This is a genomic window from Muricoccus vinaceus, from assembly GCF_042433125.1.
GTDB classification, from domain to species: Bacteria; Pseudomonadota; Alphaproteobacteria; order Acetobacterales; family Acetobacteraceae; genus Roseomonas; species Roseomonas vinacea.
On the sequence record NZ_JBHLVZ010000084.1, the window covers coordinates 263,037 to 280,305 of the forward strand.

The 17,269-nt window shown below is 72.0% G+C and carries 17 protein-coding genes; 7 read left to right on the plus strand and 10 right to left on the minus strand.

The window, feature by feature from the left end; all coding sequences use genetic code 11:
- Nucleotides 1–50: 50 nt before the first annotated feature.
- A complete protein-coding gene (gene gltX, locus ACFFIC_RS24350; protein ID WP_377055254.1) occupies nt 51–1,457 on the plus strand; it encodes a glutamate--tRNA ligase in 1,407 nt (468 codons plus the stop codon).
- Here gltX and ACFFIC_RS24355 read toward each other — a convergent pair.
- Nucleotides 1,438–2,364 carry a LysR family transcriptional regulator gene (locus tag ACFFIC_RS24355; RefSeq protein WP_377055256.1) on the minus strand — a complete coding sequence of 309 codons (927 nt, stop codon included), beginning with the start codon at nt 2,362–2,364 and terminating at the stop codon, nt 1,438–1,440. The two genes, gltX and ACFFIC_RS24355, sit on opposite strands and share 20 nt — an antisense overlap.
- Nucleotides 2,365–2,476: 112 nt before the next feature.
- On the opposite strand from ACFFIC_RS24355, the gene ACFFIC_RS24360 reads away from it, so the two are divergent.
- The 6 genes from ACFFIC_RS24360 (at nt 2,477) to ACFFIC_RS24385 (ending at nt 7,540) form a co-directional block, all read left to right on the plus strand.
- Nucleotides 2,477–3,493: an ABC transporter substrate-binding protein gene (locus ACFFIC_RS24360; RefSeq protein WP_377055257.1), complete on the plus strand. Its 1,017-nt coding sequence runs from the start codon at nt 2,477–2,479 to the stop codon at nt 3,491–3,493.
- A gap of 4 nt (nt 3,494–3,497) precedes the next feature.
- Nucleotides 3,498–4,889, plus strand: a complete 1,392-nt coding sequence (locus ACFFIC_RS24365) for an amidohydrolase family protein (RefSeq protein WP_377055259.1) — start codon at nt 3,498–3,500, stop codon at nt 4,887–4,889.
- The gene (locus ACFFIC_RS24370; RefSeq protein ID WP_377055261.1) at nt 4,886–5,671 is read left to right on the plus strand and encodes an ABC transporter ATP-binding protein; all 786 of its coding nucleotides are present in this window, start codon (nt 4,886–4,888) and stop codon (nt 5,669–5,671) included. The genes ACFFIC_RS24365 and ACFFIC_RS24370 overlap by 4 nt, the downstream gene beginning before the upstream one ends.
- Nucleotides 5,668–6,417, plus strand: a complete 750-nt coding sequence (locus ACFFIC_RS24375; RefSeq protein WP_377055263.1) for an ABC transporter permease — start codon at nt 5,668–5,670, stop codon at nt 6,415–6,417. The genes ACFFIC_RS24370 and ACFFIC_RS24375 overlap by 4 nt, the downstream gene beginning before the upstream one ends.
- Nucleotides 6,417–7,163 carry an ABC transporter permease gene (locus ACFFIC_RS24380; RefSeq protein ID WP_377055265.1) on the plus strand — a complete coding sequence of 249 codons (747 nt, stop codon included), beginning with the start codon at nt 6,417–6,419 and terminating at the stop codon, nt 7,161–7,163. The genes ACFFIC_RS24375 and ACFFIC_RS24380 overlap by 1 nt, the downstream gene beginning before the upstream one ends.
- Nucleotides 7,164–7,294: 131 nt before the next feature.
- Nucleotides 7,295–7,540 (plus strand): hypothetical protein, encoded by a 246-nt coding sequence (locus ACFFIC_RS24385; RefSeq protein WP_377055266.1) that lies wholly within the window; start codon nt 7,295–7,297, stop codon nt 7,538–7,540.
- Nucleotides 7,541–7,630: 90 nt separating this feature from the next.
- On the opposite strand, the gene ACFFIC_RS24390 is transcribed toward ACFFIC_RS24385, so the two are convergent.
- The 9 genes from ACFFIC_RS24390 to bamA are packed head-to-tail and all read right to left on the minus strand — an operon-like array spanning nt 7,631 to nt 17,154.
- Nucleotides 7,631–8,506 (minus strand): DUF697 domain-containing protein, encoded by an 876-nt coding sequence (locus tag ACFFIC_RS24390; RefSeq protein WP_377055268.1) that lies wholly within the window; start codon nt 8,504–8,506, stop codon nt 7,631–7,633.
- A gap of 49 nt (nt 8,507–8,555) precedes the next feature.
- Nucleotides 8,556–9,959, minus strand: a complete 1,404-nt coding sequence (locus tag ACFFIC_RS24395) for a YcjX family protein (RefSeq protein WP_377055270.1) — start codon at nt 9,957–9,959, stop codon at nt 8,556–8,558.
- 20 nt (nt 9,960–9,979) lie between these two features.
- On the minus strand, nt 9,980–10,384 hold the full coding sequence (gene gloA, locus ACFFIC_RS24400) for a lactoylglutathione lyase (protein ID WP_377055272.1): 405 nt from the start codon (nt 10,382–10,384) through the stop codon (nt 9,980–9,982).
- Entirely contained in the window at nt 10,381–11,253 is an 873-nt protein-coding gene (locus tag ACFFIC_RS24405; RefSeq protein ID WP_377055274.1) for an LpxI family protein, read from the minus strand. The genes gloA and ACFFIC_RS24405 overlap by 4 nt, the downstream gene beginning before the upstream one ends.
- A gap of 7 nt (nt 11,254–11,260) precedes the next feature.
- The gene (lpxA, locus tag ACFFIC_RS24410; protein WP_377055276.1) at nt 11,261–12,091 is read right to left on the minus strand and encodes an acyl-ACP--UDP-N-acetylglucosamine O-acyltransferase; all 831 of its coding nucleotides are present in this window, start codon (nt 12,089–12,091) and stop codon (nt 11,261–11,263) included.
- A 2-nt stretch (nt 12,092–12,093) separates the two neighbouring features.
- Nucleotides 12,094–12,612 carry a 3-hydroxyacyl-ACP dehydratase FabZ gene (fabZ, locus tag ACFFIC_RS24415; RefSeq protein ID WP_377055278.1) on the minus strand — a complete coding sequence of 173 codons (519 nt, stop codon included), beginning with the start codon at nt 12,610–12,612 and terminating at the stop codon, nt 12,094–12,096.
- Between the two features lie 2 nt (nt 12,613–12,614).
- On the minus strand, nt 12,615–13,667 hold the full coding sequence (gene lpxD, locus ACFFIC_RS24420; RefSeq protein WP_377055280.1) for a UDP-3-O-(3-hydroxymyristoyl)glucosamine N-acyltransferase: 1,053 nt from the start codon (nt 13,665–13,667) through the stop codon (nt 12,615–12,617).
- A gap of 3 nt (nt 13,668–13,670) precedes the next feature.
- Complete coding sequence (locus ACFFIC_RS24425; protein WP_377055282.1) at nt 13,671–14,495, minus strand: OmpH family outer membrane protein; 825 nt, start codon at nt 14,493–14,495, stop codon at nt 13,671–13,673.
- Between the two features lie 31 nt (nt 14,496–14,526).
- On the minus strand, nt 14,527–17,154 hold the full coding sequence (gene bamA / locus ACFFIC_RS24430) for an outer membrane protein assembly factor BamA (protein WP_377055284.1): 2,628 nt from the start codon (nt 17,152–17,154) through the stop codon (nt 14,527–14,529).
- Nucleotides 17,155–17,269 lie beyond the last annotated feature (115 nt).

A 17,269-nucleotide genomic window follows, 5' to 3' on the forward strand; every position in this document is an offset into this window, starting at 1 on the left:
CACGCGGGCGTGAGGAGTCAACAGCGCGGCCTTGCGTGATAGAGGGGCGCATGACCGTCCGAACCCGCTTCGCCCCCTCCCCCACCGGCTACCTCCACATCGGGGGGGCGCGCACCGCCCTCTTCAACTTTCTCTTCGCGCGCCACCACGGCGGCCGGTACCTCCTGCGGATCGAGGACACGGATCGCGCGCGCAGCACGCCCGAGGCGGTGCAGCAGATCCTGGACAGCCTGGACTGGCTGGGCCTTTCCCCGGACGAGCCGCCGGTGATGCAGACCTCTCAGGAGGCGCGGCACGCGGAGGTCGCGCGCGCGCTGCTGGAGAAGGGCGCCGCCTATCTCGCCTTCGACACGGCGGAGGAGCTTGTCGCGATGCGCGAGCGCGCCCAGGCCGAGGGCCGCCCACCCCGCTACGATGGCCGCTGGCGCGACCGCGACCCGGCGGAGGCCCCGGCCGGCATCGCCCCCGTCATCCGCATCAAGGCGCCCCGGGACGGCGAGACGGTGGTCCACGACCTCGTGCAGGGGGAGGTGCGGGTCCAGAACAGCGAGCTGGACGACATGATCATCCTCCGCTCCGACGGCACGCCGACCTACCTCCACGCCGTGGTGGTGGACGACCACGACATGGCCATCACCCACGTCATTCGCGGCGACGACCACCTGACCAACACCTTCCGCCAGTGCATGGTCTATGACGCCATGGGCTGGGCGCGTCCGGAATTCGCCCATATCCCGCTGATCCACGGGGCGGACGGCGCCAAGCTTTCCAAGCGGCACGGCGCCGTGGGGGCGCTGGAGTTCCGCGACCAGGGCCTGCTTCCGGAGGCCGTGTGCAACTACCTGCTGCGCCTGGGCTGGGGCCATGGCGACGAGGAGTTCGTGCCGCGTGAGCGGGCGATCGAGCTGTTCGACCTCAAGGATGTCGGCCGCGCCGCCTCGCGCATGGATTATGCGAAGCTGATGCACCTGAACGGCCAGTACATCCGCGCCGCGGCGCCGGAGGCGCTGCTGCCCCGCGTGCTGGCCCGGCTGGGCGAGGTCGGCGAGGCGCAGGCGGCCCGGATCGCCGCGCTGATCCCCGACCTGCAGCCGCGCGCCCGCAGCCTGGAGGAAATGGCGGAGGGCGCCCGCTTCGCCCTCGCCTCGCGCCCCCTGAAATACGAACCCAAGGCCGCGCTGGCGCTGGAGGACCATGTGGCGCGGGAGCGGCTGGCGAGGCTCTCACGCGCGCTGTCCGCCATCGAATGGGACCGCGCCGGGCTGGACGCCGCGCTCCGCCAGTTCGCGGAGGCTGAGGGCGTGAAGCTCGGGCAGGTGGCGCAGCCGCTGCGCGCCGCGCTGACCGGCAGCCTGCAATCCCCGCCGATCGACGCCGTGCTCTTCGCGCTCGGCCGCGAGGAAAGCCTGGCCCGCATCGGCGACGGGGCCGAGGGCGTCACCCTGGTGGGCGGCTGACGGGTTCCGCGATGGTGGCCAGCGCCGCGAGCAGCCGTTCCAGCAGGGCCTCGCTCAGCGCCGGCAGTCGCCGGTCCGTCGGGACGCAGACCGCGAGCGCGGTGCGGGAATGCGGCGCCGAGTCCAGCGGGCGCCAGACCAGCTCGCCGCGCGTCTCGTCCGCCAGCACATCCAGGCGGGAAAGATAGGCGACCCCGAGCCCCGCGCGCGCCAGGGCCCGCATGGGCAGCACGCGGTTGCACTCGGCGAGCGTGACGAGGTTGACCCCCGCCGCCTGCACGGCCTGCGCGATCTCCCATCGCCCGGCGATGCTGGCATCGGGCAGGATGGCAGGCCAGGCGGCGCAATCCCGCAGGCTCGGCCGGGCGGCGGTGGCCAGCGGGTGCGAAGGCGCGACCACCGCCCCCATGGGAAAGTGAAAGCGCCTGACCACGCGGGCCGGGCCGGGCTCGGCGGGGTTGAAGCAGGCGCCGAGATCCGCGGTGCCATCCGCCAGGGCACGCAGCACGCCTTCGGCGTCCGACAAGGTGATGGCGAAGGAGGCGCGGGGCGATTCGCGGCGAAAGGCCTCCAGCAGCGAAGGCAGCACGGCCTCGGACAAGGCTTCTCCCACGGCCATCCGAACGGTGCCGCTGCCGGGCCCGCGCATGGCCTCCAGCGTTTCGCGGAGCTGGCGCTCCTCACGGCGCCACAGGCGGATGCGGTGAAGCATCATCTCCCCCGCCGAGGACAAGCGAAGCCCGCGCGGCAGCCGCTCGAACAAGGGAAGGCCGAGTTCGGATTCCAGGTTCAGGATCTGCCGGTTCACGGCGGAAGGCGTGAGCGAGAGGCGTTCGGCCGCGCGGCGGATGCCACCCTGTCGGGCCGCTTCCTCGAAGCAGCGCAGGGCCTGTGTGAGAAGCGGCACGGCAACACCTCCGACCGTTCGGGTTTCGTCGACGGTCCAGCGAAAATTATGTCATGGAATTGGTCGGTCCGTGGCGGCAGATTGCGGCCTCCCGCATCGCAGGTTGCCCGCCATGATCGCCCTTTCCCGCCGCGCCCTTCTCGCCGCACCCGCCGCGCTCGCCCTTCCCGGCGCGGCCATGGCACAGGCCCCGGCGAAGCCGCTCCGCGTCGCCTTCCTGTGGATCCCCAACGTGGAGTATGGCGGACTCTGGATCGCCTTCGACAAAGGCTACCTGAAGACCGAGGAGGTGCAGTGGCAGCCGGGCGGGCCGAATGCTCCGGCGGCGGTGGTGAGCGTGGCGGCGGGAGCGGCCGATATCGGCGTGGTGCAGTTCCTGCCGTTCCTCGACGCCGTTTCCCGCGGGAACGACTTCGTGCTGCTCGGCACCACCTTTCAGCGCTCGCCGCTCGGCGTGCTGTCGCTGGCGGGCAAGCCGATCCGCACGGCGGCTGAGTTGCAGGGCAAGAAGATCCTGGCGCAGGGCCCGAACGAGCGCACGGCGGTGGAAGCGGTGCTGAAGCTGGCGAACCTGCCCGGTGGAGTGGAGTTCATCCCCACGGGCTTCTCGCCCGAGCCGCTGCTGGCCCGGCAGGGCGACGGCTACACGGCCTTCGAGACCAACCAGGCCGTGACCCTGGAGAAGATGGGCATGACGCGCGGAAAGGACTTCTTCTTCGCCTCCATGGACGAGATGGGGTTCCGCTCCTACGCCAGCATGATCTTCACCACGCGCAAGTTCCTGGAGGAGGAGCGCCCGCGCGTGATCCGCTTCATGGCCGGGCTGACGCGCGGCTGGGCGGAGAATGCGAAGGACCCGGCGGTGGGCGCGCGCCTGGCGGTGCGCAACTACGGGCGCGACCTCGGCCTCGATCTCGACCAGCAGACCCGCCAGAACACCATCCAGAACCAGTTCCTGCGCTCGCCCGAGAACCCCACCGCGCCCCTGCTGAGCCTCGATCCCGCGCTGCTGGGCGGCAAGATGATGGAAACGGCCCGCGCGACCGGCCGCACCAACCTGCCGCCGGTCGAGCGCATCGCGGACTTCACCCTGATGGACGAGGTCCACCGCCTGATCGCGGCGGGCTGAACCGGTGCAGGGAACGAACACGCCTCCCCGCCCTGTGGACCTGCTGGTCGAGGGCTGCGACCTCGTCGCCTTCGACGCGGCCGGCACGGTGCTGCGAGACGCGGCCATCGCGGTGTCGGACGGCGCGATCGCCTGGATCGGCGCCGCCGCAGAGGCGCGCGCGCTCTTCGCGCCGCGCGAGCGCATCGACGCGCGCGACCGCATCGCCATGCCCGGGCTGATCGACAGCCACATGCACACCGCCCAGCAGTTCCTGCGCGGCAAGCTGTTCGAGATGTCCCGCCGCGGCATCGGCATGCGCAACCCGATCTGGAAGAACTACTACATCCCCTTCGAGGGCATGCTGGACGAGGAGGACGTGCGCCTCTCCGGCCTCGTCGCCTATGCGGACATGCTGAGCACCGGCACCACCTGCTTCGCCGAGGCCGGCGGCCCGCGCCCCGACATCATGGGCGAGGCCGCGCTGGAGGCCGGCATCCGCGGCGTGATCTCCCTCTCCACCGTGGACATGGGCACGGGCATCCCGGACAGCATGATGCTCTCCACCGACGAGGCGCTGCGCCGCAACGTCGAGCTGGTGGAGCGCTGGCGGCAGAAGGGCGAGGGCCGCGTGACCGCGAGCCTGAGCCTGCGCCAGATCATGGTCTGCACCACCGACCTGATCCGCATGATGGCGGAGGAGGCGCGGCGCATGGGTGCCATGATCCACACCCATCTCTGCGAGGGTTCCTACGAGATCGACTTCGCGCTCGAACGCTTCGGGATGCGGCCGGCCGAGTACCTGGACAGCCTCGGCTGCATCGGCCCCTTCCTGCACGCGGCGCACGCCATCATGCTGTCCCCGAACGAGATGGACCTCCTCGTCAACAACGACGTCTCGGTCGCGCACTGCGCCTTCAACAACTACGCCATCGGCCATCCCCGCGTGATCGAGATGATGCGGCGCGGCATCCGCCTGGGCCTCGGCACGGACGGCGCCGCGGCACTGGGCACCATGGACATCTTCCAGGTCGCGCGCTGCGGGCGGATCGCGCAGCAATGCATCGGCGGCACCTCCTGGCACGAGCGCTTCTCCATCAGCGGCGAGGCCGTGCTGGGCGCGGGCTGCGCCGGCGGCGGGCGCGCTCTGGGCCTCGAGATCGGCACGCTCGAGGTCGGCAAGCGCGCCGACATCCTGCTCGTCCAGGCGGACGATCCCGACCATTTCCCGGTCTACGACCCGCTCTTCACCGCCGCCAACACGGTGGTCGGGCGCGACGTGCGGAGCGTGATCGTGGATGGGCGCGTGGTGATGAAGGAGCGCGAGTTCACGGCGCTGGACACCGAGCGGCTCCGCGCCCGCCTTCGCGAGCGCCACCCGGCCCTGATGGAACGCTTCGAGGCCGCCGTCCTGTGAGGACGCCCGGCGCCGCCATCGCCCTGTCCGACGTCACCCGCCGCTTCGCCCTGAAGGGCAGCCGGGACGGCGTGCTGGCGCTGGACCGCGTGACGCTGGACGTGCAGCCCGGCGAGTTCGTGGCCCTCCTCGGCCCCTCCGGCTGCGGCAAGTCCACCCTGCTGCGGATGACGGCGGGGCTGGACGAACCCAGCACCGGCAGGGTGCGCGTGGGCGGCGAGAGCCCCGCCGCGATCGCCGCGCGCCAGGGCTTCGGCGTCGCCTTTCAGGACCACGCCCTGCTGCCCTGGCTGAGCGTGCGGGACAACATCGCCCTTCCCTACCGTGTCGCCGGGCGCCGGGTGGATTCGGCCCGCATCGCTTCCCTCATTGCCCTCGTGAAGCTCACGGGCTTCGAGGAAGCCTTCCCGCGCGCCCTCTCGGGCGGGATGCGCCAGCGCGTGAACATCGCGCGCGCCCTGGTGCTGGAACCCGCCGTGCTGCTGCTGGACGAACCCTTCGGCGCGCTCGATGCCGTGACGCGCCGGCACATGAACCTGGAGCTGCAGCGCATCTGGACGGAAACCCGCACCACCACCCTGCTCGTGACGCATGCGGTGGAGGAGGCCCTGTTCCTGGCCGACCGGGTGGTGGTGATGACCGGCCGCCCCGGCCGCGTGGCGCAGGATCTCGCGGTTCCCTTCCCCCGCCCGCGCCCGGTGGAGGTGATGCGCGAGCCCGAGTTCCACCGCCTCTCCGACGGCCTGGTCGCGGCCCTCGAACCGGAGGACGCGGCACCGTGAGGATCGCGAACGACCCGCGCATCCTCGGCCTGCTCGGCACGCTTCTTCTCTGCCTGACCTGGGAGGCGGTGGGCGCCTCGGGCCTGGGCGGCTTCACCTGGCCGCCGCTCTCGCGCGTGATCGCCATGCTGGCCGACCCCGACCGGTGGGACCTGTTCGGCCGCGCCGCGGGGGCAACCCTCTCCTCGGCCGCGGCCGGCTACGCGCTTGGCGCGCTCGCCGGGGTGGGACTGGCGGTCGGGACGCACCTGCTGCCTCCGCTCGCGCCCGGCGCGGACCGGCTGGCCGCCGGGATGAACGCGGTGCCGACCGTGGCCCTGGCACCGGTCTTCCTGATCCTGCTGCCGGCGGGCGGCACCCCCGCGACGCTGGCGGGCATCGGCGTGATGTTCCCGGTCTATGTCGCGGCCGCCTCGGGGCTGCGGGCGGCGGGGCCGGCGCACCGCGACCTGCTCACCGTTCTCGGCGCGCGGCCGCTGGCCCGGCTCTGGCGGCTGGACCTGCCGGCGGCCCTGCCCTCCATCGCCACGGGGCTGCGGCTGGCGGTGCCCGCAGCGCTGATCGGGGCGGTGATCGGCGAATGGTTCGGCGCGCCGCGCGGCCTCGGGGTGCTGATCGTGAACGGCATGCAGAACTTCCAGATCGTGTTGCTCTGGAGTGCCGTGCTGCTCGTGGCGCTCCTGTCGCTCGCCGCCTATCTCGTGGCCACCGCGGTCGAGCGCGCCGTGCATGCGAGGTTCGGCTGATGCGCGGGGTCTCGGCCATCCTGCGGGACTGGTGGGGCGTGGGCCTGATCCTGCTGGCCTGGCAGGCCTGGGTGGTGCTGTCCGGGCTTAACGCCATCGTCATGCCCCACCCGCTGGACGTGGTGGCGGACCTCGCGACGGGCCTGCCGGACTACCTGCCCGCCCTCGGCGTCAGCCTCTCGGCGGCGCTGGCGGGGTTGGCGGGGGGATTCCTGCTGGGGTTGGGGCTGGGGATCCTGACCTGGGCTTCGCCTGTCGCGGCGGGGCTCCTGACGCCGGTGACGGTGCTCTTCTCCTCCGTACCCGTGGTCACGCTGATCCCGGTCCTCGCGCGGCTTTTCGGCTATGGGCCGGGGACGGTGGTCGCGATCACGGTGGTGATCTCGTTCTTCCCGGCCTTCGTGTTCTCCTCCGCCGGGTTGCGGTCCCTGCCGCCCGGCAGCGCGGACCTGTTCCGGGTGCTCGGCGCCTCGCGCTGGCGGGTGCTCCTGTCGCTGGCGCTGCCGGCGGCGATGCCCAGCCTGGCGGTCGCGCTGCGGATCGGGGCGGCGCACGCCCTTCTCGCCGCGATGGTCGCGGAATACCTGATGGGGTCCTCAGGCCTAGGTGCCATGTTCGCCGCGGCGAAGTCCGACTTGCGGACGGAGCGCGCGCTCGGGGCCAGCCTGATCGTGGCGGGGGTGTCCCTCATGCTCTACCTGCTGTCCCTGCGGGCGGAGCGCTGGGCACGGGCACGCTTCGGCTGAGCACCGGTTCCATTCACCGCGCAGATGGAGCGCATCCATGCCCTGAAGTGGATTCGAGGCGCACCGGGGTCCATATCGCGGTTCAAGAGACGACGACATGGTGCCGCCGCCATCCAATCAGGAAATGAGCGATGTCCGCTTTCAATCTTCCCAAGACCCTCCGTGCCCTCGGCCTCGCCGCCGCCGTCATGGGGTCCTTCGTTGCGCATGATGCGCTCGCCGCCCGCACCCTCTGGACCGTGGATGGCGTGATCACCGTGCCCGATGCTCCCGCCGCGACGGCCAGCCGCACGCCCCTCGCCAACACGAGCCGCTCCCCCGCCCAGACCTTCCTGGAGCTGAGCGGCGCCACGGGCGGCGGCGGCCAGCACTCCTGAGCCCCAACGCGGTCTCCGTGCCGCGCCGAACATGCGAAAGGGCCGCCGGCATTGTGCCGGCGGCCCTTTTGTTATGCGCCGCCCCTCGCCTCAGGCGATGTCGCGCGGGACGATGCGGCAGGCAGCGGCCGTGGCGCGCGCCAGGGTGATCAGCCGGCGGGCCGCCACCGCGCCCGTGGCCGCCTCGCCCACGACATGGCCGATCAGCGGATTGGTGACGATGGCACGCACGGCGGTGTCGGTCGCCACCTCCGTCGCCGCCACCGTCGCGGCATCGAAGGCGGCCCGGCGGAGCAGGGAGGCGGTGGCGGCGATGCCTGGCCGCATCCCATGCAGGGCTGCCACCTGCCGCACCAGCCGCAGCCCGCGCCATCCCACCACCAGGGCGTCCAGCGAGGGGGACGGGCTGATCGCCGTGGCCGCGAAGCCCTGCATCGCCGCGATCCGCCCGAGGGCCCGCGCGTCCGCATCCAGCGCCGCGAGCGGTCCGGCCTCCAGCAGGGCACGGAGCGCCGGAAGGTCCGGCGCCTCCCGCAGGGCGGGCAAGGCGGCGGCGGCCAGCGGGATCGGCGTGGCCCAGGCCAGCACATGGGCCTTGGCGGAGGCGAAGTCGCCCCTCGCGAAGGCCGCGCGCGCCGCATCCACCTCGCGCAGGCGGAACACCGCCCGGAATTCCCGCACCACCGCCCAGCCGACCGTGCCGAAGCCACCGAGGGCCACGAGCAGGGTGGCCCAGCCGAGCCAGGGGGCGCGGGTGAACTGCTCGGAAACGTAGTTGCCCGCCGCGAGGGCCGAGAAGCCGAAGATCAGCGCGGAGATCCCGATCGCCAGCAGGGACAAGGTGGAGAAGCCCGCCGGCGGCACCACCACCGGATCGGTTCCCTCCATCCAGGCATGGTCCAGGCGAGCGGGTCCGGCCTCCTCCTCCAGGATGATGCGGGGCGGACGGGGGACGGTCTCGCTCAAGCTGGGCCTCCTACGCGCAGGCCGCGCATATGGCCCGTGGGCCGGCGGTTTACAGCGCGTCCCCCAACAGCCCGGCGAGCAGGCCGTCCAGGCCGAGATGGGGGACGCCGCCGCGCCCATCCGGGTCCAGGCCCGGCGGGCGGAAAACCGGCATCTGGAAATAGGGCGCGTTCCAGAAGCTCTCCGGCGGGCGCCGGGCGGGAACCAGCCCGGGATCCACCGTGGCCCAGCGGCCGTTCTCCAGCAGGATGCCGCGCACGGCCGGGGATGGCCGCCCGTCATGCAGCGCCGTTGCCTCCTCCGTGCAGCGGATCGCCGCCACCGAATGCACCGAAACGGACGCGCCCGCGATCTCCGCGCGCCGGCGCGGCGCCTCCACCAGGTCGGAGAGGAGGGAGGACAGGCTGTCGCGGCTGACCTCCGGCACGTGGTCCGCCTTGGTCGCGGCAAAGGCAACCCGGCCGATGCCACCGCCCGTCAGCAGGTCCAGCCAGCCGCGTCCGTAGCGCAGGGTGGCGGAAATCGCGGCCAGGGCCTCGGCGGTGTCCTCGAAGGCCTCGCGCCCGGCGTGGAGGGAGCCGAGCACGTCCACCAGCACCACCTGCCGGTCGAAACGGCGGAAGACGGGGTCGAGGAAGCGGTCCCGCTGGTCACGCAGATAAGCGCCGTGGCGGCGTTCCAGCAACTCGCCGAGCGGCGAGTTCCGGGCGGCGGCGGGAAGCGGGAAGAACCAGAGCAGCGGCGCGTCCCCGGCCGGGCCGGGGTTGAGGAAGCGGCCGGGCTGGAGGAAGCGCAGCCCGAGTTCGTCCCGCGCCGCGAGAAGGAAGCGTCGGTAGAGGGCATGGCCGCGCCGGGCCAGCGAATCCTCCGCCGGGGCATTGGCGGGCAGGGACCGGGCGAAGGCGAGGAACTCGGCGGCGGGCGCCGCGCGGATGCCCTTGGACAGGCGCGAGAGCGTCTCGTCCGACCAGGCCGCGAAATCCTGCGCGAACATCGGCAGGTCGAGCAGCCATTCCCCGGGATAGTCGAGCAGGTCGAGCGTCACCTCGCGGTCGGGAAGCAGCTGGCCGTAGATGCCGTGGCGGCGGAGGGTGAGCGCGAGGGAAAGAGTGGAAAGGTCATCGGTGCGCGCTGGCCATTCCGGCGGATGCGCCGCCAGCGCGGCCAGATGCGCCTCGGCATCGAAGCGGGGCGTGGCCTCCACCCCCGGCGGGATCGCGCGGGCGCGGCGCAGGCGCCCCGAGGTGGCCTCCAGCGCCGGCAGCGTCCGCCGCCCGGCCCCCGCCGCCACGAGATTGGCGACGAGGGAGGTGAGGAAGACGGTTTTCCCCGCGCGCGACAGGCCGGTGACGGCCAGCCGCACGCGCTCCCGCCCGGCCAGGGCCAGCGCCGCCTCCGCGCTGCGGCTGGCGGCCTCGCCCAGCAGGCGGACGGGATCGGGAAAAAGCGCCACGCCGGCTTACTGGCCCTGTGTCACTGGCGCTGGATCAGTTCGATCTTGTAGCCGTCCGGGTCCTCGACGAAGGCGATGATGGTGGTGCCGTGCTTCACCGGCCCGGCCTCCCGCACCACCTTGCCGCCGGCCGCGCGGATGCGCTCGCAGGCGGCGGCCACGTCGGGCACGCCGATCGCGAGGTGCCCGAAGGCGCTGCCGAGGTCGTACTTCTCGGTGCCGTAGTTGTAGGTCAGCTCGATCTCGGCCTCGCCGGTCGCGTTGCCGCCATAGCCAAGGAAGGCGAGCGTGTACTGGCCCGCGGGCACGTCGTTGCGGCGAAGCTCCCGCATGCCGAACATGCCCGTGTAGAAATCGATGCTCCGCTGGAGGTCACCCACCCGGATCATCGTGTGAAGGAACTTGCCCTTCTGCGTCTCGCTCATGTCGCGGCTCCTGCTGTCGCGGCGCCCACATGGTCATCCGGACGGATGGCGAGAAGGAAGAGGCCTGCGGAATCCGCATGCGCGACCATTTGTGCGCGGTCGAGCAGCAGCGCGCCCTCCGCTTCGAAGGCAATTCCGGCGAGACCGGCGGCAACGGCGTTCTCCACGGTGCGCGGGCCGAGGGCGGGCATGTCCACCTCCCGGTCCTGCCCGGGCTTGACCAGTTTCACGAGCACGCCGCCCGGCCCCTCCCGCCGGAGGGTGCCGACGCGGGACAGCAGCGCGTCGGTGCCCTCGATCGCCTCCACCCCGAGCACGAGGCCCTGCTGCACCACCGCGCCCTGCCCCACATCCAGCGCGCCCAGCGCACGAACCACCGCAACGCCGCGGGCGATGTCGGCCAGGGCCATGGCGTTGGGCCCGGCCTGCGTCAGCAGCCCCGCGGGGGACTGTGCCTCGGCCAGGAAGCGCGTGGGCCCGACAGGGTCGAAGCCCTCCTCCCGCAGCATCTGGCGAACGGCCGAGAGCAAGGTGTCGTCCCCGCTGAAAGCCTTCATCCCGATGCGCGCGAGGTGCTTCGCAGCCCCCGCATCCGGGCGCAGCGACAGGATCGAGGGCCGCCGGATGTCTCCCACCAGCACGATCTGGTGCGCGCCCTGCCGTTTCATCCAGTCGATGCCGGCGCCGGCCGCGCCGAGCCGGATGGTGATCTGCGGCACGCCCCGCCATTCCTCGGGGCGGGCGAAGCCCTCCAGCAGCACGGCGACATAAGGACGGCCGGTGGCGCGGCAGGCCGCGGCCACGCGCAGCGGCATGGCGCCGCCGCCGGCCACGATGGCGACCGGCGCCTCGGTGCTGGTCGGGTTCATGCCGGCCTCAGGCCGCCTCGGCCTCGGCCTCGCCGGCCTGGCGCCCGGCGCGCATCAGCCCGCGGTGGCTGGAAGCCTCGATGAAAGCGAGGATCTCGGCCACCTGCGGCTGGGCACCATGGTCCTGCGTGACCAGCGCGACGCGCGCGTCGAAGGTGCCGCGGCCGAGGAACAGGCCGCGATAGGCGGCGCGAAGCGCGTTGATGGCTTCCCGCCCGAAGCCCCGACGCTTGAGGCCGATGAGGTTCAGCCCGATCAGCCGCGCGCGGTTGCCCATGCAGGAGCCGAAGGGGATCACGTCCCGCTCCACCCCGCTCATGCCGCCGATCACGGCCTGGCGCCCGATGCGGACGGACTGGTGGATGGCCGTGCCGCCGCCGACGAAGACGTTGTCGCCGATATGGACGTGGCCGCCGAGCATGACGTTGTTGGCGAGGATCACGCGGTCCTCCAGGACGCAGTCATGCCCGACATGGGCGACGCACATGATCAGGCAATCGGCGCCGAGCCGCGTGACGCCCTCGCCCGAGACGCTGCCGCGGTGGACCGTCGCGTGCTCGCGGATGATGGTGCGCGGGCCAACCTCCACCCGCGTGGGCTCGCCCTTGTACTTCAGGTCCTGCGGCGGAAGGCCCACCGAGGCGAAGGGCAGCACCTGCACGCCCTCGGCGAGGGTGGTGATGCCGTCCAGCACCGCATGCGCGCCGACCTGCACGCCCTCGCCCAGCACGACCTGCGGGCCGATCGTGGCATAGGGCCCGACCGTGACGCCGGCGCCGAGACGCGCGCCCTCGGCCACGATGGCGGTGGGATGGATGGTGGCTTGGGTGGGGGCCATGCTCAGCCGTCCAGGATCATGGCGGCATAGGTGGCCTCGGCCACCACCACGCCGTCCACCTTGGCCTGCGCCGAGAACTTCCAGACATTGCCGCGCTGGCGTTCCTTGGTGACGTGCACGCGCATCTGGTCGCCGGGCACCACGGGCTTGCGGAACTTCGCGCTGTCGACCGACATGAAATAGACGAGCTTGCCGCGCGCGCTCTCGCCCAGCGTTTCCACGACCAGCACGCCCGCCGTCTGGGCCATGCTCTCGATGATCATCACGCCCGGAAAGATCGGGTGCCCCGGGAAATGGCCCTGGAAGACGTGCTCGTTGATGGTGACGTTCTTGATCCCGGTCGCGCTGGTGCCGGGGATGAGGTCCACCACCCGGTCCACAAGCAGGAAGGGGAAGCGGTGGGGGATGGATTCCATGATCCGCGCGATGTCGAGGACACCTCGCGTGTCCCCGCCCGGCGTCACGGCGCCCCCTGCCCTGTCCACCCCTTCGTCAGGGCCCTTCGCTGTGCTGTCCGACATGCTCAATCGCTCTTTGTTTCGGGCATGCGGGCCGCTGCCTTCGATCGGCCCAGCTTCCGCATGGCGGCGGCAACCCGCAAGCCCTCCCGGGCGGGCATGGCGGGGAAGCCGAAAACGTCCATGCCGGCCGGCACGTCGTTGATGACGCCGGACTTGGCGCCCACGCGGGCCTTGGCCCCGATGTTCAGATGTCCGGAGATCCCGGCCTGGGCCGCGACCACGACGAAATCGCCGAGCGTGGTGGAGCCGGAGATGCCGGCCTGGCCGACGATCACGCAGCCGCGGCCGAGGCGCACGTTGTGCCCGATCATCACCAGGTCATCCAGGCGGCTGCCCGCGCCGATCACCGTGTCGTTGCCCGAGCCACGGTCGATGCAGGTGTTGGCGCCGACCTCCACGTCATCGCCCAGGATCACCCGGCCAAGCTGCGGCACGGTGACATGCTCGCCCTCTCGCGTGGTGGCGAAGCCGAAGCCCTCGCTGCCGATGCGCGCACCCGGGTTGAGCGTCACGCGGTCGCCGGCGATGCAATGGGTGACGGTGACATGGGACATGACGCGGCATTCGGCGCCGAGCACGACATGGGCGCCGACATGGGCGTGCGGCCCGATGATGCAGCGTGCGCCGAGCACCGCGCCGTCCTCGACCACGGCATAGGGCCCGATCTCGCAGCCCTCGCCCAGCGTCACGCCTTCGCCGACCACGGCGGTGGGGTGGCGGGTGCCGCGCGCGGATTGAGGCGGATGAAGAAGGGTCGCGATGCGCGCGAAGGCGAGAACGGGAGCGGGTGCCACCAGGGCGACCGCGCCGTCCGGCACGGCATGGGCATTCGCCTCGGCCAGCACCACCGCGCCCGCGCGGCTTTCCCGCAGGCTCGGCAGCCAGCGCCGGCTTTCCAGAAAGGAAACATCCTCGGGGCCCGCCGACTGCAGGGTCGCGACACCGGAGAACAGGCGCTCGCCCGTCCCTTCCGGCAGCGCGATCCCGGCCGCCTCCGCCAACCGCCGGAGCGGCAGCGGGCCGGCGACGGCGTGGAAACGGAAATCCGCCGCCACAGCCTAGCGGCGGGGCTGCTGCGGCTGCGCGGGCGGCGTGGGCGGCTGTGCGGGACGCGCCGCGGGTGCCTGCCCGCCGGGAGCCCCGCCCTGGGCAGCCGGCTGCGCCGGGGCCTGCCCCTCGGGCGGCAGGGTGACGTTGCGCAGCACCCGGTTCACCTGCTGGCTGATCTCGTCCGTCAGGTCGAAGGGCGCGTCGTTGAAGATCACGAGCGGGCGGGGCAGCACGAGGTTAACGTTCCGGCTCGCGGCCACCTGGCGGATCACCACGGCCAGGGCCTGCTCGATCTCCTGCAGGGCGCCCTGGGCCACCTGCTCGATGGCGCGGGAACGATCGCGGAACACGCGCTGGCTGTCGGTGATGCGCTCCTGCAGCTCCCGCTCGCGCTGGCGGAGCTGGTCGGGGTTCATGGTGGCGCGCTGGTTGGCGAGCGTCGTCTGCTCCTCACGCCAGCGGGTCTGCTCGCGCTGGAGATCGTCGTTCAGGCGCTGGCGGCGGCGCTCCACCTCCTCGCGCACGCTGTTGAAGGCGGTGGAGTTCCGCTGGATCTCCGGCACGTCCACGATCCCGATCACCGCGGCCGGCGGCGGCTGGCCGGGAGGCAGCGGCGCCGGGTTCGGCTGCGGCGACCGCTGGGCCTGGGCAGGGGGACGCTGGGGCTGCTGCTGCGCCGGACGGGCCGGCGCCTGCGCCGGGCGGGACTGGCCGCCACCCTGCTGGGGCGGGATGAAGAAGCCGGGGTCGGACTGCGCGAGGGCGCCGCCGGGTGACAGGACGGGGATGAGGAGGGCCGCAAGGGCGGCGACGGCGGGGCGCGCGGGCATCATTCGGGCTCCAGTCTGCTTCTCGTCTTCGTTCTCAGAACCGCGTGCCGAAGCCGAAGCGGAAGACCTGCGTCTCGTCATAGGACTTCTTCACCACCGCCTGGCCGAAATCGAGGTTGATCAGGCCGAAGGGGCTGCGCCAGGAAACGCCGATGCCGGCACCCACACGGGGCGAGGATTCGTCCACGACGCCGGGACCGGTGGAGGAACCGCTGAGCCCGCCCACGTCCACGAAGGCGCGGCCGGTGATGCCGATCTCCTCGGGGATGGGAAGCGGGAAGCGGAACTCGGTGGTCTGGGTGTAAAGGAAACGGCCGCCGAGGCTGTCGCGCGTGGAGGTGGAAATGTCGCGCGGGCCCGCACCGGCGGTCTGGAAGCCGCGCAGGTTCTCGCCGCCGAGGAAGAAGCGGTCCACGATCCGTTCGTTCTTCCCGCCGAAGGGCTCAAGGTAGCCGACGGAGCCGAGGATCGCGAGAACGTAGTTGGGATCGCCCAGGAGCCGCTCGAAGGGAATGTAGTAGGAGCCGTCCACGCGCCCGCGCACATAGCTGACGTCGCCACCCAGCCCGGCCACGTCGGTGCCGATCCGCACCAGGTAGCCCGTGCGCGGGTCGAGCCGGCTGTCGCGCCGGTCATAGGTCAGCGTCTGCCCGACCTGCGAGAGCAGCGTCTCGCCCTGCTGCTCCGAGATGTAGCGGGACACGTTGTCCACCACGCTGAAGATGTTGCGCTGAGACAAGGTGTAGGAGAAGGACTGGCGCAGGAACTCGTTGTACTCGTAGCCCGCGCGCAGCGCGAAGCCGTAGCGCCGCTCCTGGTAGCCCGAGTACGAGCGCAGGTCGCGGTTGATGTAGAACACGTCCGCGCCCACCGCGAGGTTGCGGTCCAGGAAGGACGGGTCCGTCACCGAGAGGTCGAGCTGGCTGCGCCGCTGGGCGAGCACCCCGTTGATGCGCGCGTCGATGCCCGTGCCCAGCAGGTTGCGCTCGCGCAGGCCCACATCCGCCAGCGCGCCGGCGTCGGTGGAATAGCCGCCGCCCAGCGACACCTCGCCCGTTGCGCGCTCGGTCACGTTGGCGCCGAGGATCACGCGATCGGGCGCCGAGCCTGGACTGGTGTTGATGGTGGCGTCGCTGAAATAGCCGAGGTCGCGGATGCGCTGGCGGGAGCGCCGGACCTGCGCGGCGTTGAAGGCGTCGCCCTCCGCCAGGCGGAACTCGCGGCGGACCACCCGGTCCTGGGTGCGGACGTTGCCCGTGACGTCGATGCGCTCGACGTAGAGGCGGTTGCCCTCCTTCACCTCGAAGGTGATGTCCACCGTGCCCGCCTCGGTGTTGCGGACGATGCGCGGCGTGACCTCCACGAAGGGGGCGCCAAGGGCGTTGGCGCGGTCGGACATGGTCTCGCTGATGCGCTCCACCAGCTCGCCGTCATACTGTTCGCCGGAGGCGACGTTGACCTCCGGGCGGAGCTGGTCGGCACGCACGTTGCGGAGCGCGGAGGTGACATCGACCTTGCCGAAGCGGTAGCGGCGGCCTTCCTCGACCACGTAGGTGACGAAGAAGCCGGAGCGGTCGGGCGTCAGCTCGGCGGTGCTGGCGGTCACGTTCACGTCCGCGAAGCCCTGGCGCAGGTAGTAGCGGCGCAGCAGCTCCCGGTCGAAGTTCAGGCGCTCGGGGTCGTAGGTGTCGCTGCTGCTGAAGGGCCGGTACCAGGCTGCCTCGCGCGTCGCCACGATCTCCTTCAGCCGGCTGTCGGAGAAGGAGCGGTTGCCGACGAAGTTGATGCGGCTGACGAGCGCGATCTCGCCCTCGTTGATCTCGAAGACCACATCCACCCGGTTCTGGTCGAGCTGGATGATCTTGGGCTCCACCGTCGCCGAAAGGCGGCCGCGGCTGGCGTAAAGGTCGAGCACCCGCGACCGGTCGGACTGGGCCGCCTGCGGCGTGAACACCGAGCGCGCGCGAAGCTGGACCGCGTTGCGCAGCACGTCGTCGCTGAGCTTGCTGTTTCCCTCGAATGCGATGCGGCTGACGATCGGGTTTTCCTCGACCTGCACCTGGATGCGGTCGCCCTGGCGCGAAACGCGGACATCGCGGAACAGGCCCGTGGCGTAGAGCGTGCGGAGCGAGCGGTCGAGCCGGTCGCCCTCGAAGGCGTCGCCGGGCTGCAGCAGCATGTAGGAGCGGATCGTCTCCGCCTCGATGCGCTGGTTCCCCTGCACGTCGATGGCCTGGACGACGCCGGTGGCGGGCCGCGCCGGGCCTCGCGCCTGGGCGAGGCGGACGGCCGCCGGGGCGCCGGGGCGCCGCACCGGGTCGCCGGCCGCGAGATAGGTCCGCGCGGCGCGGGGCCGCGGTGCCTCGGCCGCCTCGCTGACCCGCACCGGGGCGCGCGGAGCGGCCCGGCGCTTCGCTGCCGCCTGGTGGGCGGCCGGACGCGTGTTGCGGGGGCGCTGGGTGACGCCCTGGTGCGGTGCCGCATGGGCCGGCTGGCGACGCTCTGCCAGGGCAGGAGCGGAAGCCCGAGTCCCGGTGGCCGGCGCCTCGTCGGCGGGGTGGCCGCCACGGGCGGGCCGGGCCTCCGCCATCGGCGGGGCCAGCACGGGGACAAGGCAAGTGGCGGCCAGGAGGAAGGCCCGGGAGAAAGGCGAGACGTGCAAGGCTTGATCCTGTGCCGGCGGTTCCGGTTCGCGGGGCCGCAACCTAGCGACAAGGGCGGTGTGTTGCCACCCCTGCCAAGGTTGCGGAACCGCTGGCCGGAAAAAAGGCGCCCGG